Here is a 15,600-nt window from a genome sequence, read left to right as displayed (position 1 = left end):
TTTTATCAGCTATGCATAACTGATGCAGTTTTGTGTCGGCTGATCCAGGCGGCACCGATGCCGCCATGTAGAAAGCCGTTGGAAAGCGGAACGGTCGGGTAAATCACCTGCAATCGGGCAAGCCCTTCTTGCGTGTCGATACGTTCCCGCAGCACGTCGTCGTGAACCTTTGCGACAGCAACCATGTCGCAATCCTGCGGTGAAAGCCTGAAACCTGCAACCCCCGCGGCCTTCAGGTCGGGTATATCTTCAATGAGTGCCTGACAGGTATGCGACAGTGTCTGCACACCGTTCAAGGCAAGGAACGACTGGCTATCGAGTGTTTTGACTGGCAGACCGTCCGGCTCCTCGGCACAAACAAACTGACAATTGTCCTTGATGTGTCCTTTTGAGCGTGCGTGGGCGCAGCGCGCTGATATGGCGAGTGGTATGCGGCCAAAAGTGAAGATTTCGAAGGCAACATCAGGCGCTCCCTTGATGATTTCACAGATTGAAGCCAACGGAAGTTCCGGTGGCAGACAAATGGATTGTGCTCCGCGCGCGGCCAGAACTTTGGCAGTGGCGGCGTTGTAAACATTGATCAACGGGCCAACCATATGCGGTTTGCCAGCCAGCAGGCTCAATGCAGAAAGATCATTGGCTTCGACTGGAAAAAGGGATTGTTCGGCGGTTTGCCGAACATGCTTTGCCTCGCGTTCAAGCATGACAAGCGCGAGTGAGCCAAGGCTGATCGTCTTGCCTGCCTTTTGCAAACGCTCGATCACATCTGCCAGGTATGGATCAATGAAATGAAAACGCTTTGAGCAGACAATTTCACCGAGCGTGACATGATCGACCGGTGCTTCATCGGCTATTCGAAAGTAGAAATCGCGCCATTTCGGGCCCTCCCATAGATAAAGAACAGGCCCAATGCTGAGGCTGGGATTAAAGCGTGGATCGGACATGGCTATCTCCAGCGTTTTTCATAGGCACCCGATGTGGTCTGCTGACCTTCACTCAATGTGCGTAGCCGTAAAAGCAGTGCGGTCCGCTTTTCAGGTCCGACTGCAAGAGTTTGACGGAGCGTCGAAACAACCTCTGCAACATAGGCTTTTCCACGTTGCCGCCCTTCGATTTTCAGGGCTGAAACACCGGCCGCACGGAGTTCGTCAATGTGGTTCATCACATCGAGAGATACAGGATCTTCAAATGCATAGCCTTCCTCATCACCGATGTTGAAGCGCCCTTTGCAAAGGGTGGGATAACCTGCTGCTTCGCCTGCCGGATAACGATTGATGGTGTAATCCCCAAGTTCTGAAACCAGCTCTGAGCCATCGTGGCGATAACGCACATGACTTGCTGGTGAGCAGACTCCATTCATATTGGGTGACTTTCCGGTGGCGTAAGACGATAGCGAGCAGCGGCCTTCGGCCATGACGCACAAACCGCCAAAGACGAACACTTCCATTTCGCAGGCGATCTTGCGTCCAAGCTTTGCAATATCAGGGATTGTCAGTACGCGTGGCAGCACCACACGTTTTGCCTTGAAAGCATCGATCAGAAAGCTGATTGCATCGGCATTGGAAGCAGATGCCTGCACCGAAACATGTAGTCGCTGATGCGGATGTCGTTCTGCCGTGTAGGCCATCAGCCCGAAATCTGCGAGGATCACGGCATCGGCACCCAATGCCGAGGCATCATCCACTGCTTGGTACCAGATATGCTCGTCGCCAGCACGCATGAAGGTGTTGATCGCGACGAAGACCTCAGTGTGACGCGCATGGGCGAAATTGATCGCTTCGCGTAGCTCTTCGCGGCTGAAGTTGAGGCCCGGAAAATTGCGAGCGTTGGTTTCATCACGAAAGCCGCAATAAACTGCATTAGCTCCGGCCTGCACGGCTTCGCGAAGTGCGGAAGGTGTTCCGGCGGGACAGATCAATTCCATGAACGGGCATCCTCGCTTGTGTCAGCAGTAAGCGCTTTGTCGCGCACAAAGCCTGCAATGGTTCGCACCAACGGGGCGAAAGGTCCTGCACCGCGTCCAAGATCGGCTGGCAGATCAATATTGCAATCATCCAGCGCATTGCGCAGGGCAAGCATGGCCTCCATGTCGCCGGTCACAGTGATGTCGCGCGAGAAAAACAGAGCATCGCCATCAAGCTTGCCTTCCAGAAGAGCCAGTAGCAGGACGAGCGGGCCTTCGATTGCGGCATCGGTTTTAAAGTCGTCTTTGTTGCGAAGCACTGAAATACGGGGGGCGCCAGGTTCTACCAGAAAGACGAAGGGTAGATCGGAGGGCAGGAAGCCAAATCGTTTGTTGACGTGCTCGCCCAGCCGTTCAAACAGGCCGGGATGTGCCTCGATTACCTGAAAGAAAACGCGAGAAATAAATGGGCTAATCAGAAAAGGCGGAACAAACCGAACCGGAGCGACCACGGCAGGCGGAATTTTCATCATGACTTGGCTCCAGACACTTCCATGCGCACCAGCTTACGACGTCTTCTCAAGGACTAGGCGATTCAAGCCTGCAAGAGTTTGATCTGGATCAAAGACGGCAGAAGAATTGCGTATTCAAAGTGATCTATGAAAAATGCTTGCTCTCTGCCTCCTTTCTATCGCGATCTACAGAGCTTCGTATCGGAGCTTGAACGACGCGGTGATCTTGTCCGCATCCAGCGTCGAGTTTCGCTGCTTCATGAAATCACCGAAATTCATAAACGCGTTCTGGAAGCTGATGGACCGGCTCTGCTGTTTGAAAATCCGGTTGATGCTGAAGGCAAAATGCAATCCATCCCTTTGCTTGCCAATCTTTTCGGTGCTGAACGACGGATTGCATGGGGGCTAGGTCGCAGGCCGGAAGAGCTGCCTACTTTAGCCAATCTACTGGCAGAGTTGAGAGCGCCGACACCGCCGCGTTCAGCAGGTGAAATCTGGAATAAGCTGCCTCTGGCAAAAGCAGCCCTGGCAATGCGACCGCGGCGTGTCAGTCGAGCGTCGGTGCATGAAATCCTACGCGAGGGAGACGCCATTGATCTGGACGCGTTGCCGATACAATGGTGCTGGCCGGGGGAGCCTGCTCCACTGGTGACATGGCCGTTGGTCATTACTTGTGCGCCCGACGATCCATCCGACATCAATGTTGGCATTTACCGGATGCAGAAGCTCGGACGAGACAGGCTAGTGATGCGTTGGCTGGCTCATCGGGGTGGCGCACGGCATCATCGCATGTGGCAGAAGGTCGGCAAGGATATGCCCGTCGCTGTTGCCATCGGTGCGGATCCAGCGACAATTCTTGCCGCCGTCATGCCTTTGCCTGAAGGGATGAGTGAGCTTGCATTTTCGGGTCTTTTGTCGGGGCGAAGGCCTGCAGTCGCAGATGCGCGCACGGTGCCCATCACAGTCCCAGCCAATGCAGAAATTGTGCTTGAAGGCTTCGTATCGGCAACCGAAACCGCGCCGGAAGGCCCCTATGGGGATCACACTGGTTATTATAATAGTGTGGAAGACTTTCCAGTTATGCAGCTTAGCGCGATCACGACGCGCAAGAACCCGATTTATCTTTCCACTTACACCGGGCGTCCGCCTGATGAACCTTCCAAGCTCGGCGAGGTGATGAACCAGCTGTTTGTACCGGTCGTGCGAAAACAATTTCCAGAGATCACGGACCTTTGGATGCCAGCCGCGGCATGTTCTTATCGGGCAATGGTGGTCGCCATCGACAAGCGGTATCCGGGGCAGGCCCGCAGGGTGATGATGGGACTTTGGTCAATGCTGCCGCAGTTCAGCTACACCAAGCTTATCATTGCTGTCGATCCTGATATCAATGTGCGCAATTGGGATGATGTCCTCTGGGCTTTGTCGACACGCTTCGACGCGAGCCGTGACTTGATCATGCTCGATCGCACGCCAGTGGATTATCTCGATTTCGCATCACCGCGCTCGGGGCTTGGTGGAAAGCTTGGACTTGATGCAACCAACAAGATCAGTGCGGAAACCGATCGCGAATGGGGCGCAGTCCTTTCCATGAATGCAGAAACAATTGCGGGGATAGACGCGATATGGGGCGAACTGGGAATAGACCGGGAGAGCAGATAGTGAAGCGTATTGTCGTGGGAGTTTCAGGCGCGTCGGGGTCGTTGATTTCGCTTAAAGTACTTGAGTGTCTGAACAAGATTCAGTCTGTTGAAACGCATCTTGTCATATCACAAGCTGCTGAGCGCACATTGCTCTATGAGCTGGGCGCGAACGGCTATTCAATGCTGCATCGGTTGGCAGAGAAGACCTATTCAGTTGAGGACGTGGGAGCAGCCGTTGCCAGCGGATCCGTGCCGACTGCCGGGATGATTGTTGCGCCTTGTTCCATGCGCACCTTAGCATCGATAGCCCATGGCTTGAGCGATAGTCTGCTAACGCGTGCTGCTGATGTGCATCTTAAAGAGCGGCGCAAGCTGCTGCTGATCACGCGCGAAACACCTCTGCATCTCGTCCATCTGCGCAATATGTGTACAGTCACCGAAATGGGGGCAATCGTGATGCCGCCAGTGCCTGCTTTTTATCTACATCCGCAAACGGTGGATGATATTGCCCATCAGATCGCAGCGCGAGCCATTGATCTGATGGGGATTGGTGAACAACAGGCCAAAAGCTGGAGTGGCTCAGTTTAGTTTCGGATGCCGGTCAACGAGCGCCTGGCGGCGTTGCTGTAATTCCTCGATCTGCTGTTCCAGCGAGAGAATTTCATCATCGAGCTTATCGACTCGTTCTTCGATATGCGAGTAGGCTTCCTTGAGGAGCAGTTTGGCTTCCGTTTTGTTTGACGCACTTGGCGTGTCGCCACGCAGCGGTTTGTTGGCTGTCTCAGGAAGGAAGAAAGCAGTGATGAGACCCACGATCGCTGCGCACATGAGATAATAGGCAGGCAGATAAAGATTATCTGTTGCCTCAACAAGCCACGCAGCAACAGTAGGAGTTAGTCCCGCCACGATAATCGAAATATTAAATGCAGCAGCAAGAGCGCTATAGCGAATGCGCGCCGGAAACAGTGCTGGCAGTGTCGATGCCATGATGCCTGTGAGGCAGTTGAGCAATATCGCCAATATCAGCAAGCCGGCAAAAATGGTCGCAATGTTCCCACTGGCAACAAGGTGGAAGGCTGGCACGGCAAACAATAATAGGCCCACACTGCCGATAATCAGGAAAGGCCTGCGGCCAAATCGATCGCTGAGGAAGCCGACGACTGGCTGCACGAACAGCATCCCGATCATCACCACGATGATGATTAGTACTCCATGATCCTCAGAATAACCAAGACTCTGAGAAAGGTATGTCGGCATATAGGTCAACAGCATGTAATAGGTGACGTTTGTCACCAAAACCATGCCGATACATACGCTTAATGCACGCCAGTATTTTCGGACGATTTCCTTGAAGGACACCATTGGGCGGTCTTCAATTGAATCACGGTCCTCTTTTTCCAATGCTTCAAGTTGTTGGGTGAAGGCGGGCGTTTCTTCAGCCGCATGGCGAAGATAAAGTCCGATCAGCCCAAGGGGTGCAGCAAGATAGAATGGGATACGCCAACCCCAATCCAGGAACGCTTCCTCACCAACCATGGTGCTGAGGAAAACGACAAGACCCGCACCTAAAACGAATCCTGCGATCGAACCGAAGTCGAGCCAGCTACCGAGGAAACCGCGACGTTTGTCTGGAGCGTACTCAGCGACGAAAATCGCAGCGCCAGTATATTCGCCGCCCACCGAAAAGCCTTGCGCTAGCTTACAGAGCAGAAGCAGAATTGGTGCCCAAATTCCGATCGTTGCGTAAGATGGGATCAAACCGATACAAAATGTACTGGCGGCCATGATGATGATCGTGAGTGAGAGAACTTTCTGACGGCCGAAGCGGTCTCCCATCACGCCGAAAAAAAGCCCGCCCAAAGGGCGTACCAGAAACGGCACAGAAAAGGTTGCGAGTGCTGCAATCGTCTGAATGCCGGGCGCTGCATTGGGGAAGAAAACCTGGCCCAATGCATAGGCTACGAAGCCATAAACACCGAAATCGAACCACTCCATCGCGTTGCCCAAGGCTGCAGCAGTAATGGCCTTCTTGAGTTTGGTGTTATCGATGACCTTGATGTCATGAATTTGTAATGGTGTAGCCTGAGATGAGCTGCCTGCAGCATCGCTTTGCGCCATTCGCCACCGCCTTTTTGCGTTTTGTTTTCATGTCCCACGCAACAGAATAGCGGCCCCGCATTTAGAACATGCATTGACCACTCTACTGTTAAGTGAATTTCAACAAGTAACGAAGGGTGTGGGGTTTGGTTCCTATGAAGCTTATAAATAGTCGGCAAAGAAGGCCTATGCTGGCCCTAGCATGATGAAAGTTTCGCTTTTGCTCACGCCCTGAAGGGATCGTATCGTCGAAATCACTTCGTTAAGCTCGGAGATGGTCGAGACTTCCAGCTCGGCAATTACATCCCAGATTCCGTTCGTGTTAAAAACGCCTGTTAGACCCGGAACACGTTTGATTGCGCTGATTGTAGCTTTGAGTGATGAGCCTGACATTTCGATCAGCATGAAGGCGCGGATCTGATCTTTGCCGATATCATCACGGACCCGGACGGTGAAGCCTTTAATGTCGCCATTGGCAATCATGCGGTCGAGCCGTTTTTGCGCGGTGGCGCGGGCAACGCCTAGAAGCTCAGCAAGCTGTGGAACGGAAGCTCGGCCATTGATGCGAAGCTCTGTGATCAGTCTCTTGTCCAGCTCGTCCATTGGTATGGCTTCCATAAAAGTAAGTTTTACTGACGATATCGTCACTATTTTATAAAAATAATCACTTTATATTCTTTTTTGTCAATCTAATTGCAGATAATGATTTTGGCCAAGGGGAGTGCACAAGCGGTTCTTAAAATGCTGCAAGCAATAGGAGCGCCCGCGCAAATCCCTGTTGAGGCCGGTTACAAGGCTATCAAAATAGCGTCAACAGCTCCGCCTGGGGCTTTCGTAGGGAACTCTGAGTATGAAAATGGCGAGACTTTTTTCCACAGCGCTTATAGCGCTTGGCATCTCATTATCCGCGCATGCCGCGAAGGCTGATGATCTGGAAAAAATTCAGAAGAACGGCAAGATGACTATTGCGCTTTCGGGCGTTTTTCCTCCGTTCAGTTTTGTCGATGAATCCAACAAGGTGGTTGGCTTCGACGTTGATATCGGTTCTGAAATCGCACGCCGTTTGAAGGCTGAGCCTGAAATCGTCACCACCGCCTGGGATGGCATCATCGCTGGTCTCGTCACCGGTCGGTTTGATACAATCGTCGGCTCGATGGGCATCACTGAAGAACGCAAAAAGGCAATCGACTTCGTCGGCCCTTACTACCGCTCCGGTCTTGGCCTGTTCTTGCGCAAGGGCGATAGCGTGAAGTCCCTTGACGAACTTGATGGCAAGACAATTGGTGTGACGCTTGGTGAAACCTCTGAAAAGTGGGTTCGCGAGCAGAACAAGTATGAAGTCCGCACCTATAAAGGCCTGCCAGAAATGCTTCTCGACCTTGGTTCGGGTCGCATTGATGCAGTGATTGCCGACGACGTGCCTGTTCTGGTCGCAATTTCCAAGAGCAGCGCACCGATCGAGCAAATCAAGGATGACAAGCTCCCGCGCTATGACATTGGTATTGCTGTTCGCAAGAACAATCCCGAACTTCGTGACGCTATGCAGAAGGCGCTCGACGATATGATGGCTGATGGTACCTACAAGACCATTTCCGAAAAGTGGATTGGCACGGATATCCGTTAACCCGGTTGTCTGTGGTTAGGGCAGCATAACTTGCTGCCCTGCCGCAAACACACGAGCGGCTTGAATGTGAATGGATAGCCGCATTTTCTGTTTGACGCATTGTCTTTAAGTTGAGCGCTTTAAGCAGCTTTGTTGACAATGCTTTCATTCCTAAACTCTGTCATTGCTTTGTTTCAGCCGGTTGGCTGAAATCAATATGTCGTGGCGGGTGTTCCTCCTCATGGAGCAGAAAGGTTGAAGGATGGATATCGCACTTATCGAGCGGATTTTTCCCTTCATTGTCGAAGCTGCCTGGGTCACTGTCGCACTGACCATTGTTTCGCTGCTGATCGGACTGGTGGTCGCAAGCATACTCGTTATGGCGCGCTTTTCACGATATGCACCGGTGCGCTGGATTGCTGTTGCCTATATCAGCATCATGCGTGGTACGCCGCTTCTGGTTCAGCTTTTCCTCGTGTTCTTTGGTGGGCCACAATTCGGCTTTGAGTTCACCCCCTTTGTGGCGGGTGTCATAACAATGGGCTTCAACATCGGCGCCTATATGTCTGAGGGTATGCGTGGTGCGATCCTTGCGGTTGATAAGGGTCAGAATGAAGCTTCCCGGTCGCTTGGCTTTGGCCGGGTTGGGACGATGCGGCTCTTCATCCTGCCGCAGGCTGCTCCTTTGATGATACGGTCGCTGGGCGTCAATACGGTTATTCTGACCAAGAGTACGGCCCTTGTCTCCACCATCGGCGTGGTTGAATTGACTTATACCGCGCAGCGCTTTGTTACTTCTACCTACAAACCATTTGAAGTTTTTGCGGTGGCCGCTGCGGCTTACATTGTCATCATAGCTGTCATTTCGCTGATCGTTCGCGGTCTTGAAACATACTTCAGCGCTGAAAAGAGGGCGGGAGCATGAGTCTGGATTTCACCGTTGTTCCGCCTTATGCGGAACTGTTGCTCATCGGTCTTCTCTGGACCGTTCTGATCACTGTTCTGGCCGGCGTTATCAGTGTTGTGCTTGGCATTGTGATCGCAATTGTCACTCTTCATGCGCCCAAACTGATAAGCTTTCCCCTCCGCGGCATCGTATTTCTGTTCATGGGCACACCGCTGCTGCTACAGCTTTATCTGCTCTATTATGGCCTGTCGCAGATCGGGATCATGGTGCCTGCATTCTGGACCGGTGTGTTTGGGCTTGGTATGCATTATGCCGCCTACAATGCCGATATTTTCCGTGCGTCGCTGGAGACTGTCGACAAAGGACAAATGGAAGCCGCGCGTTCCCTTGGCTTCGGCAATGGTGCCTCTTTGCGCTATTTCATTATCCCGCAGGCAATCCTTACTGCACTGCCACAGGTCGGCAATAACAGCATTATCCTACTCAAGGACACGGCCGTTCTTTCGGTGCTCGGCATCACAGAACTGGTGCTGAATGCCCAGCGCGGCATCAGCGAAACCTATCGTCCTTTTGAGTTCTACTTCGTTGCAGCCGTGCTCTATTACCTCGTCAATCTTCTGATGGAATGGGGTTTGAGCAAAGCGGCCAAGAAAGCGGAAGCTATCCGATGAACACACAGAACCCTATGATCGAATTGCGCCAAATTCGGAAATCTTACGGCGAGATTGAGGTGCTGAAAGGCATCGACCTGACTGTTGCACGCGGGAAGATTGTTTCCATCATCGGCCCCAGCGGCTCAGGAAAAAGCACGTTGCTCCGCTCCATCAATATGTTGGAGGAAACCTCAAGCGGTGAAATCTGGCTTGATGGACAACAGGTAAATCGTCCGCTCAAGGGGCGCGCTTTTGAAAAGCACATCAACCACATCCGCCAGGAAATGGGCATGGTGTTTCAGCAGTTTAACCTCTTTCCGCATCTGACGGTTCTGCAGAACATCATGGTTGGACCAATCAAGCTCAAGGGCCTCTCCCGGGCGGATGCGTTGGACCGTGCCAACAACCTCCTGGCCAAGGTTGGCCTTGTTGATAAGGGACATGCATATCCGGCGCGTCTGTCTGGCGGTCAGAAGCAGCGTGTGGCAATTGCCCGCGCTTTGGCAATGCAGCCCAAAGTTATGCTCTTTGATGAAGCGACATCTGCGCTTGATCCGGAGCTGGTGGAAGAAGTCAATCAGGTCATGAAGCAGCTCGCAAACGAGCACATGACCATGCTGATCGTCACTCACGAAATGCGCTTTGCCGCCGAAGTGTCCGACCATGTGATGTTCATGGATGGTGGTGTGGTGGTTGAACAAGGCGCGCCGAGCCAAGTCTTGTCCGATCCTGCCGAGGAACGGACAAGAGCGTTCCTACGAAAGCATCTTTCGCAATAAGCCGGTCGGAAACGGCCGAAGCCTGAAGTTTATATTCTCAAGCGTGTTTCTGATATCTCGAAATACGCTCTAATCGACGGAGATTAGATTCAATGACTGCGAATGTTTCAAATGGCGTGTCCAACGCCGTAACGACCGCGCACAACCATATTAATGGCCAGTATGTCGAAGATCTGGCATTGCGCCTTGTGGGTTGGGGCAGTGAAACAGGCACACGTGGAGAGGCGGAGTTTTCCGATCATCTCGTAGCCGTACTAAAGGAAATTCCTTACTTCAAGCAGAACCCGGATAATATTCGCACCGTAGCCAGTCATGGCGATCCGCTGACCCATAATGTGGTCGCGCTGGTGCGCGGAAAGGGCAAGCGCACACTTGCGCTTGCAGGTCATTTCGACACGGTTGCAACGGACAACTACCACGAGCTTAAGTCGCTCGCTTGTGAGAGTCTCAAACTCAAGGATGCTCTCATCAAGGACTTGTCTCATCGTTCACGCTCTGCGCAGGAAGAGCGCGCGCTAGACGATTTGCTGAGCGGCGAATTTCTTCCCGGACGTGGCCTGCTCGATATGAAGAGCGGCCTTGCCGTGGGTATAGCCTGTGCTGAAAAATTTGCGGCTGATCCGGATCGCAGCGGTAATCTCTTGCTGGTTTTCACCCCGGATGAAGAACGCGAAAGCCGTGGTATGCGTTCGATGCGTAATGCGCTGCCGGCGATCGCGCGCGACTTCGATATTGAAATTTCGGCTGCAATCAATCTCGATGTGACATCTGATCAGGGCGACGGAAAAGAAGGCCGTGCGGTCTATGCGGGAACCATTGGAAAGCTGCTGCCCTTCGCACTGGTTATAGGACTGAGTTCACATGCGAGCTATCCTTATGAAGGTGTGAGCGCGCAGGCAATGGCCGCCAGCATTCTCGCACGTTTTGAAGGTAATGCAGCGCTTGCTGACCGCGATGAGAATGATATTTCGCCGCCACCAATCTGCCTTGAGGCAAAAGACCTGCGTGACGGATATGAAGTGACGACACCTGAGCGTTTCTGGATCGCGCTTAACTGGCTTTATCATGCCATGACGGCGGAAGAGCTGTTCAATCGCTTCAAGAGCGAGGTTCTGGCCGGTGCGACAGAGGCGGTTGAGCGCTTCGCCGGTCAATCAGAAGCGTTCGGGGAGTTGATTGGAAAACGTGCGGGCGCAATTCCTGCAGCACCGAAGCTCATCACGTTCGAGCAGTTGCGTGTGATGGCTGCAGAGGTTGCCGGCGAGCAGTTTGAAGCTCTTTACAGCGAGCAGGAAAAGCGCCTTGCCAATATTGACAATCCGTTATCAGTCAGCCGTCAACTGACCGAATGGCTCGTCGGCGTTGCTCATCTGTCAGGTCCGGCAGTTGTTGTGGGTTTTGCCGGTCTTCATTACCCAGCGGGCCATCTTGATCATACGCAGGCCAATGATCGTGCGTTCAAACAGGCTATCGACACAACGATGCAGACATTTGCAGCTTTCCCGGATCAGTCACTCGTCTGGAAGCCGTATTTCCAGGGCATTTCCGATATGAGCTTTCTGGGGCAGGCGACGCTTGGGCAGGATATTGTTTCAAACAACACGCCGGTCGCGCGTCTAGTCGATCATCCGGCGGGTGACGCTCTAGAGTTTCCGGTGGTCAATATCGGCCCATGGGGGCGTGAGTTTCACCAGAAGCTTGAGCGCGTACACGCACCTTATGCCTTTGAAATCCTGCCGCAGATCGTTTCGATGATCGCGGAAAATTTTCTCGCAACCAAGGCCTGAGCCAGCAGTGCTTTGCCCAAACATGTTGGATAAAGGTTCAAATCAATGACCAATGAAAAGCTGAATATTGTTCCATTTGTCAGTGTCGATCACATGATGAAGCTTGTGCTCACGGTGGGGGTTGAAACCTTCCTCAAGGAGCTGGCGGAGGTGATCGAGGAAGATTTCCGCCGTTGGGAACAGTTCGACAAGACGCCGCGTATCGCGTCGCACTCCGACGAAGGTGTGATCGAGCTGATGCCGACAAGTGACGGCACGCTCTATGGATTTAAGTACGTAAATGGCCACCCGAAGAACACAAAGGAAGGTCGCCAGACCGTAACCGCATTTGGCGTGCTGTCCGATGTCGGCAATGGTTATCCGATGCTGCTAACCGAGATGACCATTCTCACAGCGCTTCGTACAGCCGCAATGTCGGCCGTTGCAGCCAAACATCTTGCGCGGTCTGATTCAAAGACCATGACGATCATCGGTAATGGTGCGCAAAGCGAGTTTCAGGCTTTGGCGTTCAAAGCCATCGTGGGGATCGAAAATCTGCGCCTGTTTGACATTGATCGCTCTGCCAGCGAGCGCTGTGCGCGTAATCTGAGCGACAAGGGCTTTTCTGTTTCGATTCACAACACGTCGCAGGAAGCCGTTGAAGGTGCCGACATCATCACGACTGTTACGGCTGACAAACAATATGCCACTATTCTCAGTGACAACATGGTCGGCCCTGGCGTGCATATCAATGCAGTCGGCGGCGATTGCCCTGGCAAAACCGAGTTAAACAAAGACATTCTGCTGCGTTCCGACATTTTTGTCGAATACCCACCGCAGACCCGTATCGAAGGTGAAATTCAGCAGCTTGATGCCGACTATCCGGTCAAGGAGCTCTGGGAAGTCATCACGGGTGCGATCTCCGGTCGTGCTTCCGACCGAGCCATCACCCTGTTTGACAGTGTTGGCTTCGCAATCGAAGATTTCTCGGCGCTGCGATATGTCCGCAGCAAGTTGGAGCAAACTGGCCTCTTTGTCGAGCTGGATATGCTTGCTGATCCCGACGAGCCACGCGACCTTTATGGAATGCTCATCCGATGTGAAATGGCGCTGAAGCAGGCAGCTTGATAGCAAAAACAGGGCCGGCGGTGAAAACCGCCGGCCTTTTGCATTATACGCTACTTAGCAGAATGCTGGTCTCGCTGTTCAGGACACCTTCGATCGTTCGCACTTCACGCAAGACGCGATCGAACTCGTGCAGGCTTTCTGCATGGATCTCCGCGACAAGATCCCATGAGCCGTTTGTCGTATGCAACGTGCGTATTTGCGGCAATCCCCGTAAAAGCTTGATCACTTTGGTCGTTGATCGGCCTTGCACCTCGATCAGCATGATCGCGTGCACAACCCCATCATCGTAATCTTGCCGAACGCGGATCGTGAAACCTAATGCTGCACCTGTTTCCAACAGCCGATCGAGGCGTGCTTGAACCGTACCGCGGGAAACACCGAGAATAGTCGCCAGCTTCGAGAGCGGCGCACGTCCGTCCTCCCGCAAAATGGCAATGAGTTTATGATCTAGATCATCAAAAATATGCATGACACTTTTTATAGTTCGACTGTGCAAATTGCTAGATTTTTTGCAAATGACGCGACACTTTTACAATTTTAACTGACTTTATGCCATCCTACTTTGCTTGTCGGAGTGTTGATGGAGGAGCGTGGGAGTATGTTTGAGAGCAGGAAAAGCCACCTGATTGGGCTACCAAAGTTCATGGCTTAGCCCATGCCAAACTCGCTTCCGTTGGCGCAGCGATAAGCGCTTTAAGTCTTTGTTTTTATGCATGCCTTTTGCGACATGCTTTATCAGTGAGAATAGTCTGAGAATGAGCAGACCGTCTGTCCAGAGTCCGAAATCGGTTGTTATGATCCGACCGCATCATTTTACCCCCAATGCGCAAACCGCAAAGGATAATGCATTTCAGTCCGTCGACGAGCGTCGCACGGCTGAAGTGCTCGCGAAAGCTGCTTTCGATGAGGTAACGCTCATGGCTGAGGGATTGGCTGATGCGGGCGTAACGGTTCATCTTTTCGAAGACGAAACCCACGCTTTGCCCGATTCAGTTTTCCCGAATAACTGGTTCTCGACCCATTCGGGCGGCCATGTTGCCATCTATCCAATGTTTTCGGAAAGCCGCCAAAAAGAACGCCGCCCTGACGTAATCGAAATGCTGAAGCGTGACTATCGCGTTCAGGACGTCATCGATTATTCGGGTCTGGAGCGCGATCACTTCTATCTTGAAGGCACGGGCGCCATGGTTCTCGACCATATTGGCCGCGTGGCCTATGCAGCTCGTTCAAACCGCACCAATGAAGTGGCGCTCGAGCGTTTCTGTACCCATTTCAACTTCGAGCCGATGGTGTTTGACGCGGTCGATTCGTCAGGCAGGCCAATTTATCACACCAATGTGCTGATGTGCATTGGTGCGGATTATGCATTGATCGGAACCGATATGATTACTGATCCGGCTCGCCGCCAGGAAATCGTGGATCGTCTGCAGGAAACCGGACGCACGGTCATTCATCTTTCGGCAGAACAGATCGGTGAGTTTGCCGGCAATGCAATTGAACTGGAAGGCCAGGATGGGCGCGTTTTGGCGCTTTCAGCCCGTGCTCTTGCTGCTTTGAGCAGTGATCAGATCAAGACAATCGAACAGACCGCAAAGCTGCTGCCTTTCGCCGTTCCGACAATTGAGCTGGCTGGCGGTTCGGTCCGCTGCATGTTGGCCGGCATTCATCTTTCGCGCCGCACAACAAACGGCACACATTTGCTTTACGCAACAACAAGAGCCGGGTAGATAGGCTCCAGCTAAATTGAGGGTACCCTTCCATGTCTTCTAACAGACCCGTTTATGAGTTCAACTCGATCATCGTCCGTGAGCCATCGCGCTCTGTGGTGAATGGTCTTCGTGCGCTGGATACCGGCAACCCAACCTATGAAGGCGTTAAGGCCGAACATGACGCCTATATCGCTGCCATGCAGGCTGCAGGCGTTGAGGTTACGATCCTTCCTCCGCTCGAAGATTTCCCTGATTCCATCTTCGTTGAAGATCCAGCACTCGTTTTCACGGAAGGCGCTATTCTGCTCCGTCCGGGCGCAGTAACGCGCGTTGGTGAAACGGCTGTTATTGAACCGACGCTCCGCCAGATGTTCGACACCGTTGTTGAACTTCCAGAGCCAGGCTTTGCTGACGGTGGCGACGTTCTGACGACACAGAAGAGCGTGATGATCGGTCTTTCCGCCCGTACCGATAAGGCAGGCGCAGCAGCGCTTATCGCAAGCCTTGATAAGATTGGTCGCAAGGGCGAAGTAGTTTCGACACCGGAAGGCGTTTTGCATTTCAAAACCGACTGCTCACTGGTCGATGAAGAAACTGTCCTATCCACGAGCCGCCTCGCAAGGTCCGGCGTGTTCTCCGGTCTTCGCCAACTGATCGTTCCGGAAGGGGAGGAAGCTGCTGCCAACGCATTGCGTGTCAATGATGTTGTGATGGTCGGCTCCGACTTCCCACGCACCATCGAGCTGCTGGAAAAGAGCGGTTACAACGTGGTTCCCCTGAAAACCACGCAGATCGGCAAGATCGATGCGGGCCTTTCCTGCATGTCGCTGCGTTGGTATCGCAAGTAAGTCTGACGGCTCAGGAGCGTCCGCTTCTGAGCCATTTTTTATCTACATTCCCCGC

16 protein-coding genes are annotated in these 15,600 nt (G+C 52.9%); 10 read left to right on the top strand and 6 right to left on the bottom strand.

The features are described 5' to 3' along the window. Nucleotides 1-5: 5 nt before the first annotated feature. Genes KMS41_18680 through KMS41_18670 form a run of 3 tightly spaced genes read right to left on the bottom strand, consistent with a single transcriptional unit; the run spans nt 6 to nt 2,436 of the window. Nucleotides 6-944, bottom strand: coding sequence for a U32 family peptidase (locus KMS41_18680; protein QWK79485.1), 939 nt, complete (start codon nt 942-944; stop codon nt 6-8). A 2-nt stretch (nt 945-946) separates the two neighbouring features. Continuing rightward, the gene (locus KMS41_18675) at nt 947-1,924 is read right to left on the bottom strand and encodes a U32 family peptidase (GenBank protein QWK79484.1); all 978 of its coding nucleotides are present in this window, start codon (nt 1,922-1,924) and stop codon (nt 947-949) included. Further along, nucleotides 1,915-2,436 carry an SCP2 domain-containing protein gene (locus KMS41_18670; GenBank protein QWK79483.1) on the bottom strand — a complete coding sequence of 174 codons (522 nt, stop codon included), beginning with the start codon at nt 2,434-2,436 and terminating at the stop codon, nt 1,915-1,917. The genes KMS41_18675 and KMS41_18670 overlap by 10 nt, the downstream gene beginning before the upstream one ends. 126 nt (nt 2,437-2,562) lie before the next feature. Between KMS41_18670 and KMS41_18665 the strand changes: the two genes are divergently transcribed. Together KMS41_18665 and KMS41_18660 are read left to right on the top strand one after the other, a co-directional pair. Further along, the gene (locus tag KMS41_18665) at nt 2,563-4,074 is read left to right on the top strand and encodes a UbiD family decarboxylase (protein QWK79482.1); all 1,512 of its coding nucleotides are present in this window, start codon (nt 2,563-2,565) and stop codon (nt 4,072-4,074) included. Continuing rightward, on the top strand, nt 4,074-4,643 hold the full coding sequence (locus tag KMS41_18660; protein ID QWK79481.1) for a UbiX family flavin prenyltransferase: 570 nt from the start codon (nt 4,074-4,076) through the stop codon (nt 4,641-4,643). Before KMS41_18665 ends, KMS41_18660 begins: the two co-directional genes overlap by 1 nt. Here the strand turns inward: KMS41_18660 and proP are convergent. Beyond that, nucleotides 4,635-6,173 carry a glycine betaine/L-proline transporter ProP gene (proP, locus tag KMS41_18655; GenBank protein ID QWK79480.1) on the bottom strand — a complete coding sequence of 513 codons (1,539 nt, stop codon included), beginning with the start codon at nt 6,171-6,173 and terminating at the stop codon, nt 4,635-4,637. The genes KMS41_18660 and proP overlap by 9 nt on opposite strands. Before the next feature lie 165 nt (nt 6,174-6,338). Further along, nucleotides 6,339-6,755, bottom strand: coding sequence for an Lrp/AsnC family transcriptional regulator (locus KMS41_18650; protein QWK79479.1), 417 nt, complete (start codon nt 6,753-6,755; stop codon nt 6,339-6,341). A 253-nt stretch (nt 6,756-7,008) separates the two neighbouring features. Here KMS41_18650 and KMS41_18645 point away from each other — a divergent pair, with 253 nt between their 5' ends. From KMS41_18645 to KMS41_18620, 6 genes are all read left to right on the top strand, one after another. Beyond that, entirely contained in the window at nt 7,009-7,776 is a 768-nt protein-coding gene (locus KMS41_18645; protein ID QWK79478.1) for a transporter substrate-binding domain-containing protein, read from the top strand. 241 nt (nt 7,777-8,017) lie between these two features. Next, nucleotides 8,018-8,680 (top strand): amino acid ABC transporter permease, encoded by a 663-nt coding sequence (locus tag KMS41_18640; protein ID QWK79477.1) that lies wholly within the window; start codon nt 8,018-8,020, stop codon nt 8,678-8,680. Further along, nucleotides 8,677-9,333, top strand: a complete 657-nt coding sequence (locus KMS41_18635) for an amino acid ABC transporter permease (GenBank protein QWK79476.1) — start codon at nt 8,677-8,679, stop codon at nt 9,331-9,333. Before KMS41_18640 ends, KMS41_18635 begins: the two co-directional genes overlap by 4 nt. Before the next feature lie 14 nt (nt 9,334-9,347). After that, nucleotides 9,348-10,094 carry an amino acid ABC transporter ATP-binding protein gene (locus tag KMS41_18630; protein QWK80317.1) on the top strand — a complete coding sequence of 249 codons (747 nt, stop codon included), beginning with the start codon at nt 9,348-9,350 and terminating at the stop codon, nt 10,092-10,094. 92 nt (nt 10,095-10,186) lie between these two features. Then, a complete protein-coding gene (locus KMS41_18625; protein QWK79475.1) occupies nt 10,187-11,881 on the top strand; it encodes a M20/M25/M40 family metallo-hydrolase in 1,695 nt (564 codons plus the stop codon). A 45-nt stretch (nt 11,882-11,926) separates the two neighbouring features. Next, a complete protein-coding gene (locus KMS41_18620) occupies nt 11,927-12,988 on the top strand; it encodes an ornithine cyclodeaminase (GenBank protein QWK79474.1) in 1,062 nt (353 codons plus the stop codon). Between the two features lie 43 nt (nt 12,989-13,031). Here KMS41_18620 and KMS41_18615 read toward each other — a convergent pair whose 3' ends face one another. Next, nucleotides 13,032-13,457: an Lrp/AsnC family transcriptional regulator gene (locus KMS41_18615; protein QWK79473.1), complete on the bottom strand. Its 426-nt coding sequence runs from the start codon at nt 13,455-13,457 to the stop codon at nt 13,032-13,034. 286 nt (nt 13,458-13,743) lie between these two features. Here KMS41_18615 and KMS41_18610 point away from each other — a divergent pair, with 286 nt between their 5' ends. Together KMS41_18610 and KMS41_18605 are read left to right on the top strand one after the other, a co-directional pair. Next, nucleotides 13,744-14,715, top strand: coding sequence for an amidinotransferase (locus tag KMS41_18610; protein QWK79472.1), 972 nt, complete (start codon nt 13,744-13,746; stop codon nt 14,713-14,715). Between the two features lie 32 nt (nt 14,716-14,747). Further along, nucleotides 14,748-15,545 carry a dimethylarginine dimethylaminohydrolase gene (locus KMS41_18605; GenBank protein QWK79471.1) on the top strand — a complete coding sequence of 266 codons (798 nt, stop codon included), beginning with the start codon at nt 14,748-14,750 and terminating at the stop codon, nt 15,543-15,545. The last annotated feature ends 55 nt before the right edge of the window (nt 15,546-15,600 follow it).

This window comes from Ochrobactrum sp. BTU1 (assembly GCA_018798825.1).
Lineage (GTDB): Bacteria > Pseudomonadota > Alphaproteobacteria > Rhizobiales > Rhizobiaceae > Brucella.
Note: the sequence above shows the minus strand (reverse complement) of the source record. Positions and strands in the feature narration are given on the sequence as shown.

Bases quoted from the DNA above. Each gene is read 5' to 3' on its own strand.
- KMS41_18610 (QWK79472.1), top strand. From the start codon at position 13,744: ATGAGCAGACCGTCTGTCCAGAGTCCGAAATCGGTTGTTATGATCCGA.
- KMS41_18635 (QWK79476.1), top strand. From the start codon at position 8,677: ATGAGTCTGGATTTCACCGTTGTTCCGCCTTATGCGGAACTGTTGCTC.
- KMS41_18620 (QWK79474.1), top strand. From the start codon at position 11,927: ATGACCAATGAAAAGCTGAATATTGTTCCATTTGTCAGTGTCGATCAC.
- KMS41_18650 (QWK79479.1), bottom strand. From the start codon at position 6,755: ATGGACGAGCTGGACAAGAGACTGATCACAGAGCTTCGCATCAATGGC.
- KMS41_18670 (QWK79483.1), bottom strand. From the start codon at position 2,436: ATGATGAAAATTCCGCCTGCCGTGGTCGCTCCGGTTCGGTTTGTTCCG.
- KMS41_18675 (QWK79484.1), bottom strand. From the start codon at position 1,924: ATGGAATTGATCTGTCCCGCCGGAACACCTTCCGCACTTCGCGAAGCC.
- KMS41_18630 (QWK80317.1), top strand. From the start codon at position 9,348: ATGATCGAATTGCGCCAAATTCGGAAATCTTACGGCGAGATTGAGGTG.
- KMS41_18665 (QWK79482.1), top strand. From the start codon at position 2,563: ATGAAAAATGCTTGCTCTCTGCCTCCTTTCTATCGCGATCTACAGAGC.
- KMS41_18645 (QWK79478.1), top strand. From the start codon at position 7,009: ATGGCGAGACTTTTTTCCACAGCGCTTATAGCGCTTGGCATCTCATTA.
- KMS41_18605 (QWK79471.1), top strand. From the start codon at position 14,748: ATGTCTTCTAACAGACCCGTTTATGAGTTCAACTCGATCATCGTCCGT.
- KMS41_18680 (QWK79485.1), bottom strand. From the start codon at position 944: ATGTCCGATCCACGCTTTAATCCCAGCCTCAGCATTGGGCCTGTTCTT.
- proP (QWK79480.1), bottom strand. From the start codon at position 6,173: ATGGCGCAAAGCGATGCTGCAGGCAGCTCATCTCAGGCTACACCATTA.
- KMS41_18625 (QWK79475.1), top strand. From the start codon at position 10,187: ATGACTGCGAATGTTTCAAATGGCGTGTCCAACGCCGTAACGACCGCG.
- KMS41_18615 (QWK79473.1), bottom strand. From the start codon at position 13,457: ATGCATATTTTTGATGATCTAGATCATAAACTCATTGCCATTTTGCGG.
- KMS41_18640 (QWK79477.1), top strand. From the start codon at position 8,018: ATGGATATCGCACTTATCGAGCGGATTTTTCCCTTCATTGTCGAAGCT.